This is a genomic window from Anaerostipes butyraticus (assembly GCF_016586355.1).
Classification (GTDB): Bacteria; Bacillota; Clostridia; order Lachnospirales; family Lachnospiraceae; genus Anaerostipes; species Anaerostipes butyraticus.
Genome location: NZ_BLYI01000065.1, coordinates 1 through 23,531, shown reverse-complemented (window position 1 = coordinate 23,531; position 23,531 = coordinate 1). Strand labels below are relative to the sequence as shown.

The 23,531-nt window shown below is 43.3% G+C and carries 38 protein-coding genes and 1 tRNA gene; 4 read left to right on the top strand and 35 right to left on the bottom strand.

All coding sequences use genetic code 11. The annotated features are described in order from the left end of the window. Positions 1-28: 28 nt before the first annotated feature. The 30 genes from JMF81_RS14490 to JMF81_RS14345 all read right to left on the bottom strand — a co-directional run bounded on the left by JMF81_RS14490 (position 29) and on the right by JMF81_RS14345 (position 16,512). Positions 29-253 (bottom strand): hypothetical protein, encoded by a 225-nt coding sequence (locus JMF81_RS14490; protein ID WP_201312142.1) that lies wholly within the window; start codon positions 251-253, stop codon positions 29-31. Next, a complete protein-coding gene (locus tag JMF81_RS14485) occupies positions 250-1,836 on the bottom strand; it encodes a phage minor capsid protein (RefSeq protein ID WP_201312141.1) in 1,587 nt (528 codons plus the stop codon). The genes JMF81_RS14490 and JMF81_RS14485 overlap by 4 nt, the downstream gene beginning before the upstream one ends. Continuing rightward, positions 1,790-3,292, bottom strand: a complete 1,503-nt coding sequence (locus tag JMF81_RS14480) for a phage portal protein (protein ID WP_201312140.1) — start codon at positions 3,290-3,292, stop codon at positions 1,790-1,792. Before JMF81_RS14480 ends, JMF81_RS14485 begins: the two co-directional genes overlap by 47 nt. A 12-nt stretch (positions 3,293-3,304) precedes the next feature. Beyond that, entirely contained in the window at positions 3,305-4,624 is a 1,320-nt protein-coding gene (locus tag JMF81_RS14475) for a PBSX family phage terminase large subunit (RefSeq protein WP_201312139.1), read from the bottom strand. Next, positions 4,590-5,102, bottom strand: a complete 513-nt coding sequence (locus JMF81_RS14470; RefSeq protein ID WP_201312161.1) for a hypothetical protein — start codon at positions 5,100-5,102, stop codon at positions 4,590-4,592. Before JMF81_RS14470 ends, JMF81_RS14475 begins: the two co-directional genes overlap by 35 nt. Before the next feature lie 16 nt (positions 5,103-5,118). Continuing rightward, positions 5,119-5,298 (bottom strand): hypothetical protein, encoded by a 180-nt coding sequence (locus JMF81_RS14465; protein WP_201312138.1) that lies wholly within the window; start codon positions 5,296-5,298, stop codon positions 5,119-5,121. 334 nt (positions 5,299-5,632) lie between these two features. After that, positions 5,633-6,088 (bottom strand): hypothetical protein, encoded by a 456-nt coding sequence (locus tag JMF81_RS14460; RefSeq protein ID WP_330611553.1) that lies wholly within the window; start codon positions 6,086-6,088, stop codon positions 5,633-5,635. Between the two features lie 132 nt (positions 6,089-6,220). Continuing rightward, complete coding sequence (locus JMF81_RS14455) at positions 6,221-6,364, bottom strand: hypothetical protein (protein WP_201312137.1); 144 nt, start codon at positions 6,362-6,364, stop codon at positions 6,221-6,223. Between the two features lie 3 nt (positions 6,365-6,367). Next, the gene (locus tag JMF81_RS14450; RefSeq protein ID WP_201312136.1) at positions 6,368-6,583 is read right to left on the bottom strand and encodes a hypothetical protein; all 216 of its coding nucleotides are present in this window, start codon (positions 6,581-6,583) and stop codon (positions 6,368-6,370) included. Further along, positions 6,583-6,858 carry a hypothetical protein gene (locus JMF81_RS14445; RefSeq protein WP_201312135.1) on the bottom strand — a complete coding sequence of 92 codons (276 nt, stop codon included), beginning with the start codon at positions 6,856-6,858 and terminating at the stop codon, positions 6,583-6,585. Before JMF81_RS14445 ends, JMF81_RS14450 begins: the two co-directional genes overlap by 1 nt. Then, positions 6,855-7,136: a DUF3850 domain-containing protein gene (locus JMF81_RS14440; protein WP_201312134.1), complete on the bottom strand. Its 282-nt coding sequence runs from the start codon at positions 7,134-7,136 to the stop codon at positions 6,855-6,857. Before JMF81_RS14440 ends, JMF81_RS14445 begins: the two co-directional genes overlap by 4 nt. Beyond that, positions 7,123-7,497, bottom strand: coding sequence for a hypothetical protein (locus tag JMF81_RS14435; RefSeq protein ID WP_201312133.1), 375 nt, complete (start codon positions 7,495-7,497; stop codon positions 7,123-7,125). The genes JMF81_RS14440 and JMF81_RS14435 overlap by 14 nt, the downstream gene beginning before the upstream one ends. Next, positions 7,494-7,733: a hypothetical protein gene (locus JMF81_RS14430; RefSeq protein WP_201312132.1), complete on the bottom strand. Its 240-nt coding sequence runs from the start codon at positions 7,731-7,733 to the stop codon at positions 7,494-7,496. The genes JMF81_RS14435 and JMF81_RS14430 overlap by 4 nt, the downstream gene beginning before the upstream one ends. Next, positions 7,730-8,095 (bottom strand): DUF551 domain-containing protein, encoded by a 366-nt coding sequence (locus tag JMF81_RS14425; protein ID WP_201312131.1) that lies wholly within the window; start codon positions 8,093-8,095, stop codon positions 7,730-7,732. Before JMF81_RS14425 ends, JMF81_RS14430 begins: the two co-directional genes overlap by 4 nt. A 1-nt stretch (position 8,096) precedes the next feature. After that, positions 8,097-8,681 carry an HNH endonuclease signature motif containing protein gene (locus tag JMF81_RS14420; RefSeq protein WP_201312130.1) on the bottom strand — a complete coding sequence of 195 codons (585 nt, stop codon included), beginning with the start codon at positions 8,679-8,681 and terminating at the stop codon, positions 8,097-8,099. Between the two features lie 29 nt (positions 8,682-8,710). Next, entirely contained in the window at positions 8,711-9,052 is a 342-nt protein-coding gene (locus JMF81_RS14415; RefSeq protein WP_201312129.1) for a hypothetical protein, read from the bottom strand. 67 nt (positions 9,053-9,119) lie between these two features. Further along, positions 9,120-9,443, bottom strand: a complete 324-nt coding sequence (locus JMF81_RS14410) for a nucleoside triphosphate pyrophosphohydrolase family protein (protein WP_201312128.1) — start codon at positions 9,441-9,443, stop codon at positions 9,120-9,122. Positions 9,444-9,663: 220 nt separating this feature from the next. Continuing rightward, complete coding sequence (locus JMF81_RS14405; protein ID WP_201312127.1) at positions 9,664-9,990, bottom strand: hypothetical protein; 327 nt, start codon at positions 9,988-9,990, stop codon at positions 9,664-9,666. Continuing rightward, entirely contained in the window at positions 9,983-10,837 is an 855-nt protein-coding gene (locus JMF81_RS14400) for a DUF4373 domain-containing protein (RefSeq protein ID WP_201312126.1), read from the bottom strand. The genes JMF81_RS14405 and JMF81_RS14400 overlap by 8 nt, the downstream gene beginning before the upstream one ends. Positions 10,838-10,856: 19 nt before the next feature. Continuing rightward, entirely contained in the window at positions 10,857-11,282 is a 426-nt protein-coding gene (locus tag JMF81_RS14395) for a RusA family crossover junction endodeoxyribonuclease (protein ID WP_201312125.1), read from the bottom strand. 8 nt (positions 11,283-11,290) lie between these two features. Beyond that, entirely contained in the window at positions 11,291-12,034 is a 744-nt protein-coding gene (locus tag JMF81_RS14390; RefSeq protein WP_243282692.1) for a hypothetical protein, read from the bottom strand. An 18-nt stretch (positions 12,035-12,052) separates the two neighbouring features. Continuing rightward, positions 12,053-12,478: a hypothetical protein gene (locus JMF81_RS14385; RefSeq protein WP_201312124.1), complete on the bottom strand. Its 426-nt coding sequence runs from the start codon at positions 12,476-12,478 to the stop codon at positions 12,053-12,055. Positions 12,479-12,498: 20 nt separating this feature from the next. Next, positions 12,499-13,353 carry a recombinase RecT gene (locus tag JMF81_RS14380; RefSeq protein WP_201312123.1) on the bottom strand — a complete coding sequence of 285 codons (855 nt, stop codon included), beginning with the start codon at positions 13,351-13,353 and terminating at the stop codon, positions 12,499-12,501. Beyond that, positions 13,344-14,318 carry a DUF1351 domain-containing protein gene (locus JMF81_RS14375; protein WP_201312122.1) on the bottom strand — a complete coding sequence of 325 codons (975 nt, stop codon included), beginning with the start codon at positions 14,316-14,318 and terminating at the stop codon, positions 13,344-13,346. Before JMF81_RS14375 ends, JMF81_RS14380 begins: the two co-directional genes overlap by 10 nt. A gap of 10 nt (positions 14,319-14,328) precedes the next feature. Beyond that, entirely contained in the window at positions 14,329-15,003 is a 675-nt protein-coding gene (locus JMF81_RS14370) for a YqaJ viral recombinase family protein (RefSeq protein ID WP_201312121.1), read from the bottom strand. A gap of 105 nt (positions 15,004-15,108) precedes the next feature. Continuing rightward, positions 15,109-15,297 carry a hypothetical protein gene (locus JMF81_RS14365; RefSeq protein ID WP_201312120.1) on the bottom strand — a complete coding sequence of 63 codons (189 nt, stop codon included), beginning with the start codon at positions 15,295-15,297 and terminating at the stop codon, positions 15,109-15,111. Further along, positions 15,254-15,427, bottom strand: coding sequence for a hypothetical protein (locus JMF81_RS14360; protein ID WP_201312119.1), 174 nt, complete (start codon positions 15,425-15,427; stop codon positions 15,254-15,256). Before JMF81_RS14360 ends, JMF81_RS14365 begins: the two co-directional genes overlap by 44 nt. Positions 15,428-15,430: 3 nt before the next feature. Next, entirely contained in the window at positions 15,431-15,649 is a 219-nt protein-coding gene (locus JMF81_RS14355; RefSeq protein WP_201312118.1) for a hypothetical protein, read from the bottom strand. A 90-nt stretch (positions 15,650-15,739) separates the two neighbouring features. Next, positions 15,740-15,997, bottom strand: a complete 258-nt coding sequence (locus tag JMF81_RS14350; RefSeq protein ID WP_201312117.1) for a hypothetical protein — start codon at positions 15,995-15,997, stop codon at positions 15,740-15,742. A gap of 245 nt (positions 15,998-16,242) precedes the next feature. After that, the gene (locus JMF81_RS14345) at positions 16,243-16,512 is read right to left on the bottom strand and encodes a helix-turn-helix domain-containing protein (protein WP_201312116.1); all 270 of its coding nucleotides are present in this window, start codon (positions 16,510-16,512) and stop codon (positions 16,243-16,245) included. Positions 16,513-16,642: 130 nt separating this feature from the next. Between JMF81_RS14345 and JMF81_RS14340 the strand changes: the two genes are divergently transcribed. From JMF81_RS14340 to JMF81_RS14325, 4 genes are all read left to right on the top strand, one after another. Beyond that, complete coding sequence (locus JMF81_RS14340) at positions 16,643-17,029, top strand: helix-turn-helix domain-containing protein (RefSeq protein ID WP_201312115.1); 387 nt, start codon at positions 16,643-16,645, stop codon at positions 17,027-17,029. After that, on the top strand, positions 17,013-17,234 hold the full coding sequence (locus tag JMF81_RS14335; protein WP_201312114.1) for a hypothetical protein: 222 nt from the start codon (positions 17,013-17,015) through the stop codon (positions 17,232-17,234). The genes JMF81_RS14340 and JMF81_RS14335 overlap by 17 nt, the downstream gene beginning before the upstream one ends. A 5-nt stretch (positions 17,235-17,239) precedes the next feature. Further along, the gene (locus JMF81_RS14330) at positions 17,240-17,623 is read left to right on the top strand and encodes a TM2 domain-containing protein (protein WP_201312113.1); all 384 of its coding nucleotides are present in this window, start codon (positions 17,240-17,242) and stop codon (positions 17,621-17,623) included. Positions 17,624-17,800: 177 nt separating this feature from the next. Continuing rightward, positions 17,801-18,901, top strand: coding sequence for a tyrosine-type recombinase/integrase (locus tag JMF81_RS14325; RefSeq protein ID WP_201312112.1), 1,101 nt, complete (start codon positions 17,801-17,803; stop codon positions 18,899-18,901). Positions 18,902-19,073: 172 nt separating this feature from the next. Here the strand turns inward: JMF81_RS14325 and JMF81_RS14320 are convergent. From JMF81_RS14320 to JMF81_RS14300, 5 genes are all read right to left on the bottom strand, one after another. Continuing rightward, positions 19,074-19,153 (bottom strand) — tRNA-Ser (locus JMF81_RS14320). 166 nt (positions 19,154-19,319) lie between these two features. Beyond that, complete coding sequence (locus JMF81_RS14315) at positions 19,320-20,285, bottom strand: N-acetylmuramoyl-L-alanine amidase (RefSeq protein WP_201312111.1); 966 nt, start codon at positions 20,283-20,285, stop codon at positions 19,320-19,322. Positions 20,286-20,390: 105 nt separating this feature from the next. Further along, positions 20,391-20,858, bottom strand: coding sequence for a phage holin family protein (locus tag JMF81_RS14310; protein ID WP_201312110.1), 468 nt, complete (start codon positions 20,856-20,858; stop codon positions 20,391-20,393). A gap of 38 nt (positions 20,859-20,896) precedes the next feature. After that, complete coding sequence (locus JMF81_RS14305) at positions 20,897-23,179, bottom strand: DUF6273 domain-containing protein (protein WP_201312160.1); 2,283 nt, start codon at positions 23,177-23,179, stop codon at positions 20,897-20,899. Positions 23,180-23,183: 4 nt separating this feature from the next. Further along, positions 23,184-23,498 (bottom strand): hypothetical protein, encoded by a 315-nt coding sequence (locus JMF81_RS14300; RefSeq protein ID WP_201312109.1) that lies wholly within the window; start codon positions 23,496-23,498, stop codon positions 23,184-23,186. Positions 23,499-23,531 lie beyond the last annotated feature (33 nt).

The following is a 23,531-nucleotide window of genomic DNA, read 5'->3' as shown; positions in this document are numbered from 1 at the left end:
ACCGCTGACCACTTGTCGATCAACGGTATCAATCAATATCCAACTGTTCTGAAATTTCTTGTAATGACTTGCCGTGATAAAACGGATCCTTCATTACATCATCGATATTATTATATATCTTCACTTCATCATCGTAGCCAACCTCAAATTTTCTTTCATTCCATGGGTTGATACAGGCTACGGCACCATCATACTCAAATACTACGTCTTGCGATAATGACAGTATCAACTCTTTCAAATCATCCGGCTTCATAAAATATCACCACTTTCTCTTCTTTCTGCATCCGTTAATTCTCTCGTATTACGATTAATTATCCTATCATCTTTCCATATATAATCATGCGCATGTTCTCCATTTTTCCCATATGGATGCTGCTTTGGATTGCTATGGTATCCTGAATGTGTCTGTCGATACATTTTGCCTTCTGCATTATAAAAAGTACGGTTAATTTGCTCATGATTACCTTTTACTTCTCTTGTCTCAATAATCGCATTTTCCCGATACTCTTTAGGTATAGAAACACGGCTACGATTCTTCCAGTTATCTGTTACAACAACCGTTCCATCTTCATTATATCGGACAGCTCCATACTTATCAACGTATTTCTTGGCAGCTACCGCATTAGCAGATATCCGTTTGTCAAACCCAACAACCTGCTCTCGGTCTTTTCGACGATGCAGATGATCTTTACTCCCGACATAATGTTCTAATTTAGCCTCTTTCTGCTTTAGCTTTACTGCCGATTCCTTGAATGCCGTCTCATCTCCAAGTTCGTCAAATAGCATGCATTCTCGTTTCTGTTTCCGAACATCCCGTTCAAGAGCTCTTTGTACTTGAGTTTCTTTGTACAGCTTATTATTTGCATCCAAATCATCCGTTGGGAAATAGCGTTGTACATTCACACCTGGAATAAATGGCCACTTATGGTGCCCACAGTTAATACCGAGGATTCCATCTGGTTCCCCATAACTGGAACTATTCCAAGGATAATATCGGATCTTCTTTCCTTTCACATCTTCCGTGTATCCGCTGCCATTGTTCAGGTCAAATATTTTACCCTGATCCTTTGCGCACTTCGGGCGCGCACCGGAATGACTATCGATCGCAATGAGATTTACACCAAAATCCTTGCATCTGGCTGTCTGAACTTCTTCCGCTGTCTGCCGGGCTGTATTTCTCATACACATATTCACATAGGCCTCAGGAGTCCACTCCCTGCCGGCTTTATCAACAAAAGCCGGGATGCCTTTGTCGTTAAATTCCCGGATACACTTTCTTACAGCCTGTTGTCTAGATTCTGCTCCAATTGTTGTGGCTGCGGCATGATTTCCTAACACATCCAGAAATGATTGCTTGTCTGCAATTTCTTTTGCACTATCTACAACGGAATTAACAAGAGTCTTAAATGCATCTCTTGCTTTATACAGCATTGTTGTATTGCATTTATTTAGAGCATCTTTTGCCTGTGCATTCAGTGCCTTCATTGCCTGCTTCATAGTTTTACTCTTTTCTGCCTCTATCGCTTCTCCGGCCAAATTCCGCCGCGCAAGATACCGGAATCCTGTATCGGTAGCTTTTGCCGCCTCATTTGCCGCCTCCTGCAGCATTCTTTCAGCCGCAGTTTGGCTTATGCCTGCGGCCTCTGCAATCAATTTCATATTCTCCTGATTTAGCTTTCCGATCTCTGCAAGCTTCTGTAGCAACCATTCATCAGATGCGATTGGTTGATTGTAATCTTTAATATGCCGGATAATATTCTGCATCAGTCTGGATTCTAAATCAATATAACTACTGTCGACCGCTTCCGCTGCCTGCTGATTCTCCAGAAGATCCATCCTCTATATCCTCCTCGTCCTGATCGTCTGTTTCTTCTTGGGTATCTTCATCATCTGTCTGTGTCCAGTCGATATCCTGCCCGGTTATCTGCCCATCTTCTGCAATGCGATCCAGCTCTTTCTTTGCTTCCTCTTCGCTGCACTTATTGATTTCCATGATTGCTGACAACTTAGATCGCAGCCCCGCATTAACAAGTTTGATGTTGCGATCAATTGTTGTGTTGGTATCTTCAATGATAGAATCATCAAAGTCTACTGTCATCTCAAGATCATTGGACACCCCATCTAAAAATGCAACCGCTTTGGCAAGAGCTATCAGTGCAGCTTCAATGATGATTATATTCTTTTGCCGATTCTGGTATAAATCTCCTTTGTCACTGATAACCTCTGCCGCTGTCTTAACCACACCATTTTCGAACTTATACCTTCCAGTACCCATACCACATTTTAAGCTCAGCAGATCCAGATTCCGCTGAATCCCTAACTCATGCTCCTGAGCCCGGATTGACATGTCCACCTCTGTGATTGATTGTTCGTTCCCTCTGTCATCTGGCAACATATAATATATAGTATCTTTCGGATCAAAGGCTGGCGTATATACACCGTCTTTTTCCATCTGTCGCTTTGCCTGTGAAAGCGGTACAAGAATGCGCTTCCTGCCAAGCACATACTCATTCATGTAGCTGTCATAGACCAAATCGCAGCCTTTCAACTGGCTGATGCTATTGGCAAACACTGAAATACCCAAAGGGCTGTCTAAATCAACATTATTACAGATATTCGGCGTAACAACCTGAAAAAGCGGTTTATCATATCCAATAGGAATTGATTCCAGTATTCCTTCTGGAAGTTCCATTTCCTCCCCGCTGTCCGCATCTATGTATTTATTCTCTATATAATATAGATCCGGATTTTCTTCCTCTCCTTCTTCCTCATCATGCCTTCCTTTTCTGTGAATCTGAAGATATACCGCCTCTTTTCCGTCAACTACTCGATTGCTGCCAAACGCACATTCTGTGATATCTCCATTATCCCAGGATAAAGGATAGACCATATCTGCCCTGACAAAATCAATCATGACATTATCATCTGCATCTTTATATTCCACAAAGGCCCCTGTTCCCAGTGCAAATGCCATTTCTATCAGCTGGTTTCCTCTAACCTTAAAGTTGTTGGCTTCCAGTATTTTATTTAGCCTATCTTCGTAGTCTCCGGCTTTGATTGCAACCTTTTCATTGAGCAGGAGATTGGCCCAGTCTTCGCAGACTTTCTTTGCCATTCCCAGACGATACATTTCCTGCTCTACCGTGGTTGATCCGTTGTATATCTTATATTTGTGGAATTTCTCCACTTCACCTTGATACCATTCCAGCCATTCATCAATATGACTGTAAGTTTCATCCGAAGCAGTACTGTATTTATTCTGTGTTAAATATTGTCGTATCGCATGATCCACTTTCTACACCTCCTAAGCTGCAATATATAAGATTTCATCTTGTATACTCTCCGTGCTGTATTCTGTACTATCCAAACTGTCCACGTTCATCAATCCATCATCCAGTCGAACATCCATGTTCTTTTTCTTCTCATCGTAAACAGCCTGTTCAAATGCGTCTATGACATGCGTACAATGTTCCATGATCTTCCAACGATGCTGAGCAATCAAGCTGTTATAAAAAGCAATCCGGTCATTGATTGGTCCCTTTATTGCATTTTTGATATCTATACCAACGTGTACCTGTGCACATGCCATCTCAAGACCGGAGATCAATGTCTGCTCTGCACTGTCACAGTAAGCCTCATAAACTTTATATTTCATTTGTGCCCGTTTAACAAAATCTATGAAGTCATCCTGTAACTGCTTTGGATTCAGACGTTTCTTACAATAATATTCATCCAAAACAATCACTTGCTTATATCCTCTGGTAAATCCCGTAAGAGTAAAAGAATGAGCCGACTTCGTTCCTCCGAAATCGACTCCTATCGTGGCATACATTATTTCATTTTCTTCCAACCACTTGTCTGTGATCAGATAGTCCTTCGTGTGATCAGCAAACTGCTGATAGATAAGACCGTCTGCAGCTACCCATAATCCCAAGACAAATCGTTTATAGAATACGCTTCCATGCGACCATGATCGTTCGTAGGCTTCCCGGCGTTCCTTAGATAAAGATAAGTTATCCGTCATCATGAAATGCAAGTGATAAACTCTCTTTTCCTTTTGCTTTTCAGGCAGCAGGAACTCTTCTCGGATATAATGATGCGGTCCTTCTGGATTACAATTCATCCAAACTTTCCAACCATCAACAGAGCACCGTCCGATTGCCTGATCAATAAATGATTGCGGGAACAATGCTGCTTCGTCGAGATATGCTCCGGCAGCAGTTAACCCCTGCAGCGCATCCTGACTTGCCTCTGTATTGGCTCCGTACAAATAATAGGTGTTACTTCCCACCTCAAGCCTTGCATCTGTTCCAGATCGGATATATTCATATCCCCATCCCCATGCTTCCAGAATCTGCATCATCGGCCGGATTACGTTTTTCTTTAAGGCTCCCATCGTCTTCCCAGCAAGGATAAAGGATTGTCCCTGGAACATCTCCTGTGACCATACTAGGAATCCAATGATCATTGCTATTGTTTTACCTGATCTGATCGCTCCGTCCGCTATGACAAAATCATTTTCCGAAGCAGTGACCACAGGTCTCCACCAATTCATCAGTTTCTTTTGTTGTCTGGAAAATGGTAAGAATTTAAATTTCGCCGGCTTCTTCTGTCTCTTCGGCATTATCGCTATCCTCCTGACCATCTTCTTCATTGAACAGTTTATCCAGCTCGTCTTGTGTTGGCCTGACAGCGTCCAAAAAGTTTTTAATATTCTCATCCTGGTTATCATCAATACCAACTTCTTGATCTCTCGCTCTTTTTGCACGATCCGTTCTGATCTTCTGCTCCTCATCATCTGCAGCAGTCTGATCTGATTGCCCAGCATACTGAGCCACAAAATAAGCCGCTTTCGTATTGCCGTTCATTGCTTCCTTAATCTGCGCCATTAAAAGAGCCGATTCCAAAGTACACTCTACGCCAAGTGACTCCAGAACTGGCTTCCAATCTTCATTATCTATTTCAGCGGTCAGTAGCATGTTTAATGTCTTTCTAAAATCCGCTTTTCGACGTCTCGCCTTACCGCTTGCTTTACCGCCTCTTCTTCCATATTCTCGAGCTTCGCTCGGGCTTAGACGTATCAGATTCTTTTCATTTGCCACAACACCACCTTCCCGTCTACTCTATTTTCTTTTTCAGATACTTTATCAATCTTCTGCATTTGTCGGCATTTTTACATGTCACAAGCGTTAAACATTCTTCATCCTTAGATTTCATGTATCGCTTGGCAATTACCTCTTTCTCTGGATCAAAGTCAATACAATTCTGGCAATAGTCTTCGACTTTCAGTCCTATCATCTTACTACCTCCCCACCTCAATCTAATCTATCTGCAAAAGCGGAGCACCCGGAGTCGAACCGGGACACAGGGCGCGACCCTGCACACCTGCCGTTGGCGATATGCTCCACGTAAATTTAAGTATAAAAACAGCACCCATCTCTGGATGCTGAAAACTATAAGGAAGATTATTATGACAAAAACCTGCCATTAACCAATTAAGGGGAGGGCGACACTATGGCCGCCCAAGGTAAAAATCCATTAAGGAAGAACTTTATGAAAATATTAGATCATCATTCCATCTGTTCTAGTCTATATTTAACCACTTTTTGACCGGACATGACCGGACATTTTTTTAATTTTCTTCAAAAAATCTTGCATTTCTTTTCCTGCAGCTTTCTTCGCTATAGGATATCCGGCGTTTCGGAAACATTCGGTTCATCCGGTGCGCTACCTGGATCCATGTCAATCCGTCTATGTAGTACAGACGAAACATGATCCGCAGTTCGCTCTTTTCTATGCTGCCTATGTACTCTTCCACCTGGTTAGTAAGCTCCAGAAGTTCTGCTTCTTTCTCCTCCAGCATGGCTTTTCTGCTTCGAAGCAGCATCATCTTTCTGCTGTACTCTGGTACTGGGAATCCCTCCACAACGAAATGTTGTGTTCCGCCCATGCCTCCAGATACAGTGTCTTTTACTGTCCCCTCCGTTTTTATCCTGTCAATCTGCTTTTCTAACTCATGGATTCTCCTTCTTAAATCTTTAATTTCTTCAACCATATCAACGTACTGGATCAACACATTCTTGTCCACGCTCTCCCCTCCTGCTTGCATCTTTTATTTGTTTCCTTACTCTGTCGCAATATTCCTGGTACCATTCCAGATACTCTATCCGTTCCCAGCACAGACCCATGCAGTATTCTGCACAGGCCTTGCATGGGTTCTTCATGGCTCCCTCTCTGTTTCAGTCAGGAATCGGAGCATCTTCTCCTGCTGTTTAATGGTTTCTCGCAGTTCGTTGTTCTCTATCGCCAGCCCTGAGGCAAGCACTGCCAGTCCACATGCTAGTAAAAATAAAATTATGTCCATTTTTTATCTCCTTCCCGCCTTCTGGTTCATCTGTTTTCGTTTGATGGATTTTGCCATCGTGTCAGACCGGTATGGCTTATCCTTCTTTTTCTTTTCCCTTGCCTTCTGCTGTTTCGCCTTCCAGGCCGCGAACTTCTCGCAGTCCGGATGGCAGGCTACTCTTTTAGCTCCTGTCGTTCGGTCGTTGCAGGAATAGCAAGGACAATCTATGTATGACATTATTCAATTCCGCCTTTCTCGACAATCTCGATTGCTCGATTTTTTTTAATATATCTTCCAGCCGTCATCGGATTGTATGATACCAATTCTATTTGTCCCTTTAATTCTTCAATTACCTTTTCCTTGTCAAAGGCTGTCGGCATATTCATTATGATTTCTCGTATTTTAAGAACCGCTTCATGCTCTGGTCTTAAATTCATTTTCAAAATAGGAATAATAAAACTAATGTCTATTACTTCTAATAACGCTTTCCGGCTGATTAAATCATCACTCATTCGGCGTCCTCCTGTTCCGGTTCCGCAATCGGCGAAAGCCCAAAGCAAACATATCCCGGTGCCAAGTACAAATCATCATCAATAATGTACGTTATGACTTTCCAGTGTGCATTTCCTGTATAATACCCTAATCCACTAATATCCTCGATGTATTCCCGTAATTCCAGCACGTCTCCAATCTTGTAATCCCTGTCGTTTTTCCTGATTTCAAAAGTCTTTATTCCACGCTCGCTGTCTTCATAATATTTGGCGTTAAGTTTCAACTTATGTATTTTCATCTTCCATTCCCTCCAAATTATTCTTCAAGACTTTTTGCAATGCTGCGATAACTGTATAATCCAGAATGCTTATATCTTTTGGTCTATTTTTTATCCGTAACTCTAGCTTTAAAATTTCGCTTTTTAATGCACTGTAGACTTTGATCGGTTCAAGCGGATTTTCCATGTCATTATGCCACTGCTTTTCACATTTTTTCTTATTCGCCATGGCTTCCCGGCACTCTTCCACAGTTCCGAGCTCCCGATACTCCTGGATTTCTTTCAAGGCTTTGATTGCCGTATCTACTGCTTCATTTAATCTTTGTGAAAATCCCCAATTTCTATACATCTCCAATCTTCTTATTGCTTCTTTCTCTGTCATTCGTCTGCTCCTCTCTCGATTGCCTCGTCGAACTCAGGGTCTGTATCTGGAAATACGCATCTATCATCCGAACTGTCCAATACTCCGAGAAGATGCTCCACTCCTCCCATCCCTGCATAATTCGTCAGCCCGCCAAATTCTTCATTAGCGATTTCTATCGCTTCTTCTTCGCTATTCGCTTTTACCCGCATACTACATATTACATTTGCATGTCCAATTACTTTATAGGTTTTCATCTATTTTCTCCTTCCTCCGGGAAGTATGGATCAGAAAGTGGCTTCCAAGCGATGACTTTTCCATTAGGCACGCCATATACCCCATTCCATTCACCTGTCATCTTGTTTAGACGCATTATATGGATATGTGTGTATGTCATGTTATTGCGTCTACTGTAAAACTCCCCCTGTACAAGTACCTCTTCCCCGCCTTCCGGCAGCCGTTCCTCCAACGGGATCCAGCCGTCATTCATGTGCTTGCGGATAATTTCTTTCGCCCTGTTTAGCCCATAGCAGATATCAACATCTCTCGTCTCCGGGTCTTTTCTGCGTTCTTCTATCTCTCTGTCTATCTCTTCCAGAATCTTCTCTAAGTTCTGCATATTATCCCTCCTTAACTTTTCTTAACGCTTTTATTCTTCGTATCGCTGCTTCGGTTTTCCTGTCCTCATCCCAGCTGTACGCATATCCATCCGGGGCAAAAATTCCTTTACATTTCCCGTTGCACCGGTCTATGATCGTTTGATAACTCATATGATTTTCCCGGCCGGCTTCTCTGGCAGAAGAATAGAAGGCCACTATCTCCCCACTGCTATCAATCTGGGCAACTGGCTTTCTTTTTGATTTTCCTCCTACCTTCTTCCCTACGGCCGCTTTTGACATATAGCATAAGTTTGTAAGGAAGTTGTCTTCCGGTATCCCATTCTTATGGATCGGTATGCAGCCTTCCGGGCACGGTCCCACAAAAGTTTTTAATACAATCTGATGTACCGGCTCATCCTTCGCCTTCCTAGTCTCCGGATCTGTCAACTTGACATAATATCTTTTGCTTCCATGAGCAGGTTTTCTCGTGTACTGTGAAAATATCTTCCGTTTCCCGTTTTTATACTTTCTTGATACCTGACCGTCCATCCTGGCTTGATACCTTCCACCGTATCCCGGTATGTCTTTCCAGGCTTTCTGTTCCATATTCGCCCTCCTCTATGATTTTCTCAGGATCACTTGTTCTCTCTGATCTGGAGTTCTATCCCTGTTTCCTTCCGAATCATTTCCAGGACATCTGCCCAGGTTGTATGCCCATCTTCCAGGCACGATGCCTCAAAATTGAATCGCTCCTTAAATCTGTTAAGCCTCTTTTCTCCAAAGCAAAACTCATTCCGAAGAACCAGACACGACATGGCAAGCACTGTATCCAATACCTGCATCTTGATTTTATCCAGTTCCTGGTCTATTTCCTTGTGAGATGCCGGAAGATTTATCCCGGTAATCCCTCTTCTCTTGAGTTCTTCCTCCAGACCTTCTATCCCTTCTCTTTTGGCTATCCGTAACGCATATGCCATACCATCCATCCTAGATTGTGACTGTGCGTCTATTTTCCCCATTTGTGTACTCCTTTCGAACTTATCTTTAAGAAATTGTTTTTCTTCTTGCTTCTCTAATCCGTGACTTTTCTCGTATTATTTTAGATTCCGCTACACTTTCAATTTGTTTATCTGTAATACCTAATAACAATTTTACCTGTTCTATACAGATCTGTACGTCAGCAATTTCCTCTGTTATAGCCTTCATATCATCGTAATATCCACGATATAATCCAGTATTTTCTCCTCTCCACTTTTTGTTAATTGACTGCGTAAGTTCTGCCATCTCTTCTATCAGCTGTCTGCTTTGTGCCTCATATCCATAATAATGAGCAATAAATGCAATATCTTTTTCAATGTCTTTTTTCACTATTTTTCTCCTTTCCGCCCGCTGCCAAAAGGCAGCAGGCTCATGGTTTATACATTGGCTTGTTCCTTATGCGCTTAGTTCCAATCGTGGTATATGAAACTGGTGCGCTCAAAGCGGCCATCCTGGATTCCTGACGGATAATTAAGAATCACTTGAAAAAACAACTATATTTAGTGGGTTTACTGTTGCTGGCAGTCTCCCGATCAGGCCGGCTCTCTACCTATCTCCATGCTTCTGTCAATTCGTATAGTGAGTGTCCATAGATGTCTGTATCGACCGCTCTCACAATTCCGTCATCCTTCATTTCCGACAATCTCGGCGCCGTTTCCTGGCGATGCGGTGTCTTTACCTTCCCTCGCTCATATAGGATGAGGGACGATTCATCTGCAGACAGAGGCCTTCCTACTTCTCGCAGCAGATCGATGATCAATCGCTTTTTGCTTCCCTCTTTGATCTGTATCTTCTTATACGCTTTCTTTCGATTTCCTTTTGTGATCCGATCAGATCGATAATCCGCTTCACAAAATGGCCTGTAAATTTCATTCAAATGTGATCTCATCTCCTTCCATCTGTTTTTCCATCAGTTTCTTTTCCAACTCATCAAAGTCGTAATCCCTTTGTTTAAAATTATGAAATCCCTGTTTTTTGGGTTTCTTACCTTGCTGTCGTTTCCTGATCGGATAAAAACTCTTCCATCCCGAAGCGAATGCCTTACGGACAATTCCTATTTTCTCCTCATCTGTTTCCCCAAGGCTGTCCAGTTCTTCCTTCAAAACTTTGATCTGTTCTTTTGTAAGCTCTGGTCCTGTATGGTTCCTCATATCGATATATAGAAGGAACTCCCGCTCCAGGGCGGGATCTGCATAATATCTTTTACTTTCCTTTCCTTTACTTTCCTTTTGTCGTTTTTCTGATACATTTATTGGGATTTCTGTTGCAGAAATACTTGTTTCTGTTGCAGAAATCTTATTTTTTGGTGCATTTAACAGAGGTTGACCATTTTCGTCAATCAACCAATATTTACTCCTATCGACTTTGTTCCTAACAGTCACTTCTTTATAGCGTCGCTGAACTCCAACAGAGGTGATAACATTTTGATTCAGGAGGGCTTGGTCGAACAGCCCTATCTCCGCACAATAATGAATCACTTGCAGCACAAAGTCTTTTTTCTTTACCCAGCGGTTCCCGATGGTTTTGATTATTTTTACCGCTAACTGCTCCATCTTAGGAACCTCCAGGTAATATCCCTCATGATAAATCATGCATAAGATGACGTCATAAATGGTCTGCCCTAACGGACCGTATTCATTCATCAGATCCATGATCTTAAAATCGTCATAATAATCGACGTCTTTCGGAAAGTAATCAAGGCCTGTCTTGGGCCTGCGTCCCACTTAGAACACCACCTTCCGATTATATTTCTTTAATCTCTACTTCCACTCTCGGGATCTCGGCATAATGCTTCTCCATATGGAGCCTTACGACCTGTGTATCATCCCGATATGCCAGCTTATTTAATGCGTCCAGGACACACTTTGCGATGTTGTCGATATCCGGTTTCTTCGTCGGATACAGCTGGCCGTCCAACATCTCACGCTTCTTTTTCTTGCTGTAACTCTTTGGCACCTCATAGAATGCGATGATATCCACCGCCAGAGGCTGCCCATCATTGAACAATACATGCCCTGCATCCTGCAGGTAACATGTCTTGATCAGGTTTTCATACAGGACTGTCCCTTCCGGTGTATAAGAAAAACTCTTCCCGCCGCCTCTTCGGACAGTCCGTGCCCGGGCTTTGCCTTTCGGCTGCCCTGGCACTGTAAACTTTACTGGTCCCATCCTGCCACCTACCCGATGACCGTGATCCTGGAAGAAAACTCCGGATCCAGATTCTTTTTGATATAATCCTTGATCGCTCTGACTGCATCATACTTCCAGAGACCTCCGTCTGCTTCTACCAGTTTAAACAATGGCTTTCCGTCCGTGTCTTCTCCGATACGGAAGACAAACTTGCTTTCCGGCTGTTCCACTTCCAGGAACGTCCTGAATGGCTGCAATACGACCGGGTTCGGTACTTCCACAGCTTCTTTTCCTGCCACCCCGCGGCTGATCGTAACGCTCTGGTTGGTGCCGTTGTCTCCATAGTTGGCAACGGTCTTGTTCTCTACATTACCTGCGACTGTAGTGATCAGGGCAACTTCCTTCGTCTGCTGGAACGCCGTCTGCATGTTGATGATAAAGCGTTCCTGGTCATAATAATGATCGAACTCAAATCCGTTTGGATTGGTCCTCACATAAAACAGTGACTCCCTCTGCCTTTCTTTGGTAAGACCGGACAGCAGTCTCACAGCTGTTGGGCTCTCTACATGGATGATCATGGACTCTCTCAGCTCGTCTGATTTGCCGTTGATATAATCCAGCAGGGAAGATAAGCTGGATGCTGTCAGAGGTTCTGCCATCTCTTCGCTGTCATATCTTCTCAACCCCTTATCACAGTATGTCTTGCCGTTGATATCAACAACGTGCGGCTCCCTGGCATCATCTGCCAGATCTACTAAATACTCGATCGCATCTCTCAGGTTATAACTCATGATATGTACTCCTTCCTCTTAGGCCTGTCTGCTCCTAAGATCTACTACATTGTTGCTTGGTTCAAAGATCTCTCCGGTATCCGGATCAAATGTCGTCACTGGTTCTTCTTTTTCGGTCTCCTCTGTGATGTCTTCTACGGATAACTGTCCTGGGATCTGGTTTGCGATCTCTACACAATCGACTTTTCCGGTCCTTAAGTCCCTGCCCATGTTGAGGGCTGTTACGGCTCCGATCTCCGGCGCCAGGGTCGTCTTTACTTCGACTGCCGTGGCCACATAGTTCCTTTCGGCGTTCGGCCGGAGCGTAATGGTCGCTACGATCTTCCGGACTTTCTCCGGATCCGTGTTCGGGTCCTGGACATTCTCCGTTACCCTCTCCAGTGCTTTGTTGATCTGCGCAGAAAGCTTTCCCTGCGCAAACTTCTCAAGATCAAAATGCTGCATCTTTCTTCTCCTTTCTTGGTTTAAAAGAATGTCTGCTGCCCTTCTTCTGCAGCGCCACTCTGTTCTACTTCATTCATTTCCTGCTCTGATACCACATCATCTTCCGGAGTTACGGTCTCAACATAATCCTTCGTTCCGTCCTCATGGATCACCGCCATATCAGAATCCATAGCAGTCATCATATCAATGCTCATGATCCCCCACTTACTGATCAACTGCCTGAGCATCGTTTTGTATGCCATTCCATCAAAATCTTTGGACCAGAAGGTGAAGTTTGTACCCTTATCCTTGTCACTGCGGTATCCCGGAGAATACTTTAAGGCATGGGCTTCCATCTTCCTTTTTGACCAATACAGGGCTTTACGGAATCCGTTTGTATATTCAAACATTGCATAGTATCCGATCGTTGTCGCCCCTTCTCTTTCTTCCTCATCATCGATCAGTTTTACTTCGATCTCCTCGTTCAGCGGATCAAATCGGATCAGCTCTCCCTCCTTGATCGCCAGTACATTTAGCTTTTTGTACTGTCCGGAACGGATCGCCAGCTGGATATATCCCTTATATCCGAGCTGAAACTGGGCTTCCTTGCATCCTTTTGATCCGTTGTTGAACGGGACCATGTAATACTGTCCCAACTGTGGTGATGGAGAAAGATTTAAAGATTCTCCTAACAGTGCTGCACTTAAGATCGATGGGTTCGTGCATTCCTGCAGCTGCGGATTTGCCTGTACTGCTGACACCACGGAAGAGATAAAGCGCGTGCCGTTTTTTCCTCCGACTACTCGATTGATCTGATCTTTGACTGCATCCTGAGTGAGATAGGCTGTCAACCCTGTTCTTTTTTGCCTGTTTGCTAAACTGTTTCTTACTGCCATTTGTCTGCATCCTCCTTATTTACATAAAACACTTCTACGCTGTCCTTATCGATCCGGAGGATCCCTGCGTTTGCATTTTTCAGTTCCTCCTGGATCTCTGCGAGCACCTGATTGAGGTAGTCAAAGTGACTCTCGTTCGCAGTGATCTCAAATACGATCTTCTTCCTCTTTACTGTCTCAGCATTCTTTTTAGGTGTTTCTTTTCTTGCTGCTTTTCCTGCCTTTGATCCCTGCGGCGCCTTCTTTCCGGCAGAAGCGATCTGCTGTGCTTCTGCTTTCATCCTTTTTTGTCGCTCTTCCTCTTCTCTTTTTCTCTGTGCTTCGAAGTCAGCCTTTCTCCTCTCGTTCTCTTCCAGGCGTTGTTTCAGAGCGATCGCATCCTGGAGATCGAAGTTTTTCAGATACTCTTCTTTCATTTCGAACGTATACACGCTTCCGTCTGTATTGATCAATTTCAGATCTTTATCGACCTTCTGATAAATAGATGCGATCTCTTCCTTGATCGATTTCAATGTGGTAGAAACATTCAGCCACTGCTCTCTGAAGATCTTTTCGAATGGGACGACCCGGTCCAGACCACCCATCTCTTCTTCATAGATTCGACGTACTTTCTCGAGCTTCTCATTCCTCTTGATTTCCTCATAATCTTTGATCTGAGCATCAATATTATCAATCGCCTGATCCACGATCCCGGTCAGCTCTTTGACCTGGCTCTCAAACTTCGTATACGGCTCCATAACCCGCTTTTTCATTTCTTTTCTCTTGTCATTCAGGACTGTGTTAAATTTTCGGAGATCCGCTCTGTCTTTTTTAGCATCCTTTATCTGACCATCATCATTGATATCATAGACAAGGTTCTTATAATCATTTGCTTTCTCTGTGATCTCCTTCTTGAGTTCCTGAAAATTCCAGTCGATTGACCGCAGAAATCCGTCTTCCTGCGGATTATAGATCTTTAATTCCATATCTTCCCTCCTATATCTCCGGAAGAATCAACGATGGCTTCCGGTCTGTTTTCACCTGCTGCCAGAACGCTTCTTCCTGTTCTTTTATATACGCAATGTCTTCTTCTACTTCTTTCCGTTCAATACGATAATCTCTGGTGTTCAACCGGATCTGCCCCTGCCATACCGATTTCAGCTGTGCCCTGAGCTCTACGAACTCATACTCTGTAACGAGCAGGTAGTGTAAAATCTGTATGTAGTAATTGTCCGGGATCTGATCATTCCACTTTTCCCGCTGCATCGACTGCAGGATGTTTGTGGTCTTGATCTCCAGGATCCCTTTTCTTCCATCCTGATCGGTCAACTCTCCATCCAGGGAGGCATGCGCCCATGGATACTTTTCGTTCCGGATCATGTTGTCTCCGAAGTACTCAACCTTGTATTCCGGATGATCCAAAGCAAACAACTCCCGGAGGAGCGGCTCTGCATCATGTCCATACTTAACGTAATCCTTGTCAGATATGTCTGGAGCAACTGCTCTTCCAGTCTTTTCTACCCATAGCTCCTGATTCGTCTTATAAGGGTTCTTCCCAATCACAGCACTTGCATCAGATCCACCAATCCCATGCCTGGCATCCAGCCACTCTTCAAAAGTCTCGAACTGGATGCGCTGGATCCCCGGTGCGATCTGTGTTATCTTATTCATTTACCTGCCTCGTTTTCATCAACTTTTATTGCCTCTTCGATTTTTTCTCTGTTTCCCATTCCATTTCTCCTTTTACCTGTGTTATAATGTTTACGTGTTGTAATGTTACTTGCCCTTAGGAGCTTCGTCTCCTGGGGCATTTTTGTTTTCCAGAATATACAAGACCTCTGTAAGAGTCTGCATCCGGCTTTCCAGCTCTGCCACTCTTATGACATCAGCGCATGTCTGATATTCTTTCTCCAGTGCAAAGTTACATGCGTCTATTTCTTTTTCGATGTAGGTTTTTACGTCCATCTTTCTCACCCCCTTCCGGTGTTAAAAAGATTGCCGGGGCTGCCACGCAAATCCCAAGCCATAAAGGATAACCCATCCATACCAGGATGAGTCCTAAGATGGTCAGGATTGATAATTCTATTTTGCTCATACGCTACCCCCTTATGATTGCTTTGTTTTCCGCCCTTTGCATCTTCATCCGCCATTTATCAAACTCTGCTGTATCAAACACGATCGGTGAGTTCGGCCGTTTTGGATCAATCTTCTGGGCGAAGTTTTGACCTTTCTCCCGGTAAGCATTCATCAGCATACTTTCCGGGATGCCCATATCTATCAACTCTTTAATCTTCATCATAGCCTTTGGGTACTCCATGCTTATCTCCTCCTTTTTCTAATCCTGTATCTTTTACTTCTAGACTTCTTCCTTCTTTTCTTTGCACTTCCTTTAGTGCCTGATTTTTTTCTAATCTTCTGCCCCATTTAAGTCACCGTTTATATCCGTTTCATACGTATTTACTCCGCTTCCATCTTGCGATACATAATCGTATGACTGAAATACATACAACCATACAAAATTGCTGATAATCAGAGCGACAAAAGTTATTACCCAGGCCGCAAACCATCTCTTTGCAGTTCTTTTACTCTGCTCAATTACCTCTGTTGCAAAGAATCTTTCAAGTCCTTCCATTTTTGTTACTTGTTTCTGCTTTTCATTATCCATAAATTTCCTCCTGATAGAACATTTGTTCTTGCCATCTGCGGAAATAAATGGTAGTATATATCCGTAGACAGCTAGATCGGTTAGCTGGTTACGTGCCTCGGCGGTGGTTCCAGCACTGCCGGGGCGTTATTTTTTCTTAATATCGGTATAGATTGCATATACAATAATCAATGCAAGTTCTACTCCAATTGTGGATATTACTCCACATACAAATTCACTTATGTACATTTCATCATCCTTTCTGGTTATTCGAAGAAATATTCGATAGATACATCGAAGTAGTCCGCAACTTTTTTTAGAGTGTCAGACCTCGGGATTGATTCATCCCACCTTTTAATCGTTGCATTCCCTATTCCACATTCTTTTTCAAGCCTGGATATTGTAATGCCTCTTTCTTTACATAAGTCCTCTACTTTACTTAAAATCAAAATAATCCTCCTTTCTTTAGGGTTTTTTCTAATTTCATTGTTGACAATATTTAGAGAATAATCTAAAATGTAAGTACCACCAAACAAAAGAGACTATCCTCTAATTATTGCTATTGTTGGTTTTAGGCTTTTGCCTAAATCCTAAGTGTATTATACAGGGTATTCTCTAATTTGTCAATGGCATTTTTAGGCTTTTGCCTATTTTTAAGGAGGTACCATGAATAGCGTTGAAAGAGTTAAGGCTATATGCAAAGAGCGGAAGATTCCTATATCAAAGATGGAAAGAGATTTAGGATATGCAAATGGATATATTGGACAATTAAAAAAAGGCGTATTCCCGGCTGATCGCCTGCAAGATATATCTGAGTATCTTGGAGTATCAGCAGAATACTTGTTAAATGGAGAAGAAAAGAAAGGTGGTGAAAAATACTACATAAACGAAGAGACAGCGCGAGTTGCGCAAGAAATGTTTGAGAACAAAGACCTACGTGCATTATACGATGTGCAAAAAGATATGGATCCTGAGGATCTGCGCGCATTATATAATATGGCTCTTGCTCTAAAAAGAAAGGAACGGGGAGATAGCGATGACACCGGTTGTTAATTGCAAGGTCATTGATTTTCCTAATACAGGAAAAGAGATGGTCGTATGTAATGAAGATGGGAGTTATACTGTGTTAATCAATGCAAAATTATCAGATGTCGGGAGATTGCGTGCATACCAACATGCTATAGCTCACATCCAACACAATGACTTTGAGAAACATGATGTTCAGGAAATCGAGCACAATGCTCATTTAGAGGGGTGATAAAAATGGAAGACAAGAAAAAGTATTGTAAACATTGCGGCGAATTAATTGACGATGAATGTGTTGTTTGTCCAAAATGTGGGAAGCAAGTAGAGATTCTTAAAACAGATGATAGAAATATTATCATCAATAATTCTTCTTCCGCTTCTGCTGCAGCGTCATCATCTGCCGCCAGCACCGCGCCCATGCTTACACATAACGGCAAACAGTGCAATAAATGGACAAGCTTCTTTCTTTGTTTATTCTTGGGTATGTTTGGAGCTCATAAATTTTACGAGGGAAAAATAGGAATGGGAATATTGTACTTATTTACCCTCGGTCTATGCGGTGTCGGATGGATTGTAGACATAATAAGGATTCTAATGAAGCCAAATCCTTACTTTGTTTAAATAAAAAAGCACCTGCTGCAACAGGTGCCAGTAAATAAAGACTATAGACCCGAAGGTGATTATAGTTTATTCAAATTTATTTTATCACCAACGGGCAGCATTTGTAAATTATAAAAAATATAATTTTGCCAATGCTGTTATTTTTGTACTCTTTTTTAAGTAAGAAAGGTGGTAATTATGGCTGTAGCAAAGTATAAAAAAGGGAAAGACGGATATTTTTCTACCCGTGTCTGGGATGGCACGTATACCCAGTCTGGGAAAAAGCACTATAAACATCTCCGATCCAGGAAGAGCAGCAAGGATCTGGAGCGTAAAGTAAAAGAGCTGGAATACCAGGTAAAAGAACGGAATGTCGTGAAAAAGGATGATATCACATTTCTGGCATATGCCCGCAGGTGGAAAACTCTGTATAAAAGTTCTGCGTCCAACCGGACAAAAGAAATGTATGACAGAATCATTGAAATGTACCTATCTGAACTGGCACTTATCAGGATGCAGGATATTCAGCAGGTACATCTGCAAATCGTACTCAATAATGCGAACGGCAGGGCAAGAACGCAGCAACAAATCATGATGACGTTTCGGCAGATTGTTGATTCTGCTGTGGCAGAACGATTGATCGCAGCCAATGTCGCTGATGATATATTTCGAGGCGTGCAAAAGATAAAATATAAAGCACCTGAAAAAAGAGCCCTGTTGCCACACGAACGAGAAGCCGTTTTTAAGGCAGATTTTAATGCACAGGACAAAATATACGTCTATCTGCTTTACGGCTGCGGAATCAGACGAGGCGAAGCCCTGGCGCTAACCGCAGAAGATATATCCATGGAGTCCCAAACACTGAATATTAGCAAGGCATATGATTTTATCGCTATCAAAGAGCCCAAAACTAAAAACGGATACCGCACTCTTCCGATCCCGGATGTTGTGTATGATGATATAAAACAATATGTCGAAAACCTAAAAAAATCCGGAAAAACATATCTATTTACTACCAGACAAGGAAATTTAATGACCAGGAGTGCATACCGCCGCATGTGGGAAAGAATCATAAAGGAGATGAATAAAGTATCGCCTCAACCAATAGAAGGCCTTACAGCTCATATTTTCAGGCACAACTACTGCACAAACTTATGCTATCAGATACCGCAGATATCAATAAAGATGGTTGCAAGACTCATGGGAGATAAGGAAGCTACTGTTTTGAATGTATACAATCATCTCATGATGGAAAAAGAAGACTCGACTGCTGCCGTCAATTCTGCATTGAATTTTTAAAGATGGAACAAAAATGGAACAAATACTTTTTACCAGAATCGTTTACTTTAAGATACAGAATAATTTCTGACTTGTCCCTCTGCCTGCAACATGAAAAAGAAAAAAGCCGGAAACCCGCATAAATGCAAGAAAAAATGCCATCCCCGGCTTCCGCCAAAAACAGCATCTTCAGTACGCGATGAGGGGTTCGAACCCTCGACACCCTGATTAAGAGTCAGGGAATAAAAATGCTCTTATGCCGCATAAATACGGCACTTGGCAGAAATTAATGGAACAAAAATGGAACATTCTTCTTATGCAACAGCCGTCTCCGGTTTAAGGAGGCGGCTATAATGAAAATAATAAGGATGTATTTATACAATCATTATACTATACGTACATGCAAAAAGAAAGGCCGGAGATTTCTCCCCGGCCAATTCTACTGTTTATTGATCCACTGCTGCAGCTTTTTGATGCAAGGAGATTTCGCACTAAATACTCCGTCCTGCGTGCAGCCAAAATATTTCTGGATTGCCCTGATCGTCTTCGGCCCGATATGTCCATCCTGTTTTGCTCCTACCATCTTCTGGACGGCTTTGATTAGTGGGCTGTATCCGGATGGATCATCTTCCCATTCCCAGCCATCCTCTAGGCCAGGGTTCTGGTCTTTGTAACATTCATACTGATTGGATACCTTGCCGTCTACGGTCGTTCCGAAGATTTTCTGCAAGGCTTTTGTGGTATTCGGTCCCCAGTATCCGTCTACAGTCACAGTCGCCTTGGATGCGCTCGCACTTCCGGATGCAGTTGAACCTGATGATGAACCGGAACTGCCGGATGTACTGGATCCGCCTTTGATATCTTTGTTCAGCATACCACGAACAATCGCTTTCGCACATCTCTTTGCATCCCATTTCTCGTAATCATCTCTATCGTCCACGAAACAACACTCAACCAAGAATGCCGGCGCCTTAGTATTGCGGAGTACATAAAGACTCGTATCAACTTTAACTCCTCGGTTCCTGATTTTCAATTCTTTTGATACCTCTTCACAGATCCTTACTGCCATATCATATACTTTGGAATCCCAAGAATAGATCAGCACCTCTACTCCGCCGGTATCACCGTCTCCTTTTTTGTCTTTTCTGCCGCTATTCAAATGTACGGAACCGTCTGCATCCACTGAATGTGAATTACACTTCGTAACAATCCGGGCAAGACATCCGTTCTGTGTGGTTGCCACATCACAGGTACAATCATATGCTGTATGCCCCTCTGCTTTCAGCAGTCGGATCATCTCATTTTTTACAATCCTGTCCTCTACAGATTCTTTTAAAAATCCGACAGCGCCAGATGCGCCTTTCCCCTGCGGACAATGTCCTGCATGTACATTATACTTTGCCATATTACTCTGCCTCCTTCAATTCTTTTTCTGCCTCTGCAATCTCTTCCGGTGTTGGTTCAATCCCTTCATCCAGTTCATATCCTGCTTTCTTTAATTCTTCCATAGTTATTCTTTTCCTTCCTGATTTTCTTTGTTGATTGCTTTATCTGCTACCTCTAATCCCTTGATCAGAATTACCGGCACATTAAATCCTGCTTCCACAAAATTTTCTACAATACTGCGGATTTCATTGACCAGGAGCGATGCCAGCACAAACCATCCAAGCAGTGTAGTAATACCCAGATCCACTCCGATCACAGCCCCGATCTCGATAAAAATTGCCGCTGCACCAAACGCTACCGCAATCATGATCCAGTATCCAAGTTTCTTCAAAACACCTTTCCAGCCAGCAACCGAATTTTCCTTTCCCAGCATTCTGGATTTCATCCATCCTGTAATCCAGTCAGCCACGTTCAAGAGTAAAAAGGCCGCAAATAAAATCCAGTGTTCTCCTAAGATAAAACTCAAAATTGCTACCACTGCTCCTGTAATAGCATTGTATGTATCAATTATCGTGCTTGCCATTTTTTTCATACCCTCACTTTCCTTTCTAATCTCTTCCTTTATTTCATCTATGTTGCCGAAGGGTTCCGCTGACTATCGTCAGCGAAGACATATGCCTCGTCGCTATCGCTCCAAGTCATATAAGCAGAAGTGGGAAGCTGGCAAAACGGGCGCATCGCAAAGCCGCTGATGCTGGCGGTACTGTTGCTGGCAGTACCGCTGGAGTTCACATACCGTACGTAGGACGGTGATTCTGCACCATTAATACTTCTCAACCAATAATGGCTCTGATATGATCTTGATGCGTTATCGACGAACTTTTCATAAATGTGGTTATCTTCAAGCGGCTGGATTACACCTAATCCCATTGCATAGTAAGACGGGAACCAGAACTTGTCTTCTACAATTTCTGTTCCGCCGCCATCATCGTTCGGAAGGATACATTTATTTGTCTTAGTGACAACGATTCCTTTTTCATATGCAGTAAAATCCTTCAGGAATCCAGGTATCTGCGCCGCATAGCTCGGTTCAGCATCATATTCATACTGAACTGTCCACCAAGCACCTGTATCCTGGTCAGAGTTCAGCAACTGGCGAGCCGCTGAATAAGCCCACCTGTTATTACCTTGTGTTCGCCTACTCGATATAGGGCTGTTGGGTTCCGGTGCGTCAAACTGCCTACTTCCCAGATTCTGATCTGCCGCAACTGTCACGAATCCACTTGCTTTGTCCTGTGTATCCACAATCTCCCAGAAATAATCCGCACCTAAATACTGGCCAAACTTTATTTTTGAACCAAGCGGGAGATCTCCGAGGAGCGTCTGTCCGGTACGGTCTTTGTAATCTACCATAGCAACTGCGCCGTCTTCCAGGGACTGATACTGATTCTTGCTGTTCCTCGGGAATATACGATAGTAATATACCTTACCTTTCTGTACACCAGTATCGGTATATCCATCGGCAGCATAAGTGCCGTTATATACAATATCGCCATCAGCAGAAGTAGCAGGCATTGCATTCTCTTTCCGCAGAATAAGATATCCGCTGGCATTTACGTCAGACCAGTTCAGCTTGATCCCGACAGAATCCTGCAATCCGGAGGCTGACAGGTTGGTCTGCACCGGTAATGTCTCAGCCGGATATACATCATTCGGAATTGCTAAAATACGTGTAGCATAATCATTCAGGCTGTCATCCGGTTCCACGTTTCCGCCTTTATTGATGATTGCGCTTGCGATCGCCGGTTTTGCTACGTTCATGTATTCTTTTAGTTCTGCATCCACGTTTACTACGTCACCTCCTGTATTTTCCGGATAAGTCGGAACAAACAATTGTCCTGTCGATGGGTCTACTGCTACAGGCACATCTTCATCCGTTTTCTCTACAGCTTTTCCGCCACCCAGCTGTGTATCTGACATGATCGGAAGTTCATAGGGTTCGGCCTCCGAGCCTTCTCCCGGATCTCCTTTCCCCCCTTTCGGGATCCCCAGATTCAACAGTGGATTCTCCGTCGTTCCCGTCATGCTCGCTGTCGCCTGCTGTCCAGGTTCAAGCGTCTGCACGGTTCCGATCTGGATGTTTGGTGTAATCCCATTGTTTCCCCTGCTCGGATTTCCAGTGTCCGTTTCTCCCAGATACCAGTTTCCATTTTCTCCGATAGTTGGTGTTATGCCATCCTGCCCGGGATCACCATCATCACCATCTTTTCCATTTGTGACGGTAAAAGTATATGTCGCGTTGTTTGTAAGAGTGATGGTATAGGTATCCACTAATCCGGCTGTACCAGTCTTTGCGATATTACTTATTCCAACTCCGTCTTTTCCCGGTGTTCCACCGCCACCGCCGTTTTCCTCCAGTTCATCCAGTCTGGCAAGAATCTGTTCGATGATATCCGGGTTCTCCTGGATTACCTGTTCTGTGGTTTCCAATCCTTCCAAAACAGACAATGTTGCCACAGTGGTATTAAATTCCTGCTGTACCACACCTTCTGCGTCCGTCTTCTTCAAGCACACGATAAACCGGATGCTTCCCCTGTACGCCAGAGCGTTTCTGCCAACCAGCCAAGAGAACGTAATATTATCCCCGGAGATTGCCTTATCCGTTACTGCATATACATCCCCGCTATTATTTGCATTCATGAAATTTATCCTGATGTTAAACTCGGACAAATCCACTTCTCCATACTGCTTCGGCATCTGGAAATTCAGCCGCCTTACATCTTCGTCTGATTCCACCCCAACAGTCTGGAGGCCAGAAGGAACTGTTATAGTTCGCAGATCGTTGTCGATCTTGCAGACTTCCGTCTCTTCTGCATATACATCTGCCTGCGCAAGTGCTTCATCTAAATCCATTTTTTCACCTTCTCTCCTGCTTTATCTTGATTTCGTTCGTTGTTATGCGATAATTTTCTCTCTGTCCGACAACCCGCACTCCGAAGTTATCCCAAGTAAGTGCTTCTGCTGGTATTACGCATCTGCCGTTTTTAATCGGCTGCGGATATTCCTTTCTCATGCTGGAAAATACAGCCGCCATCCGGCAGCCTGCCCATTCCTCGGAAAACGAAAACTCTGCCTGCAGATAACCCTGTGTACCAGCTACGATTCCGGAGAAATCGCAGTCCGGGTCTTTTTGGATGCTCTGGGCGGTTATGATAAATTTTAATGTTCGCATATTACCTCCTATCTATAATTTAAATAGAGATTT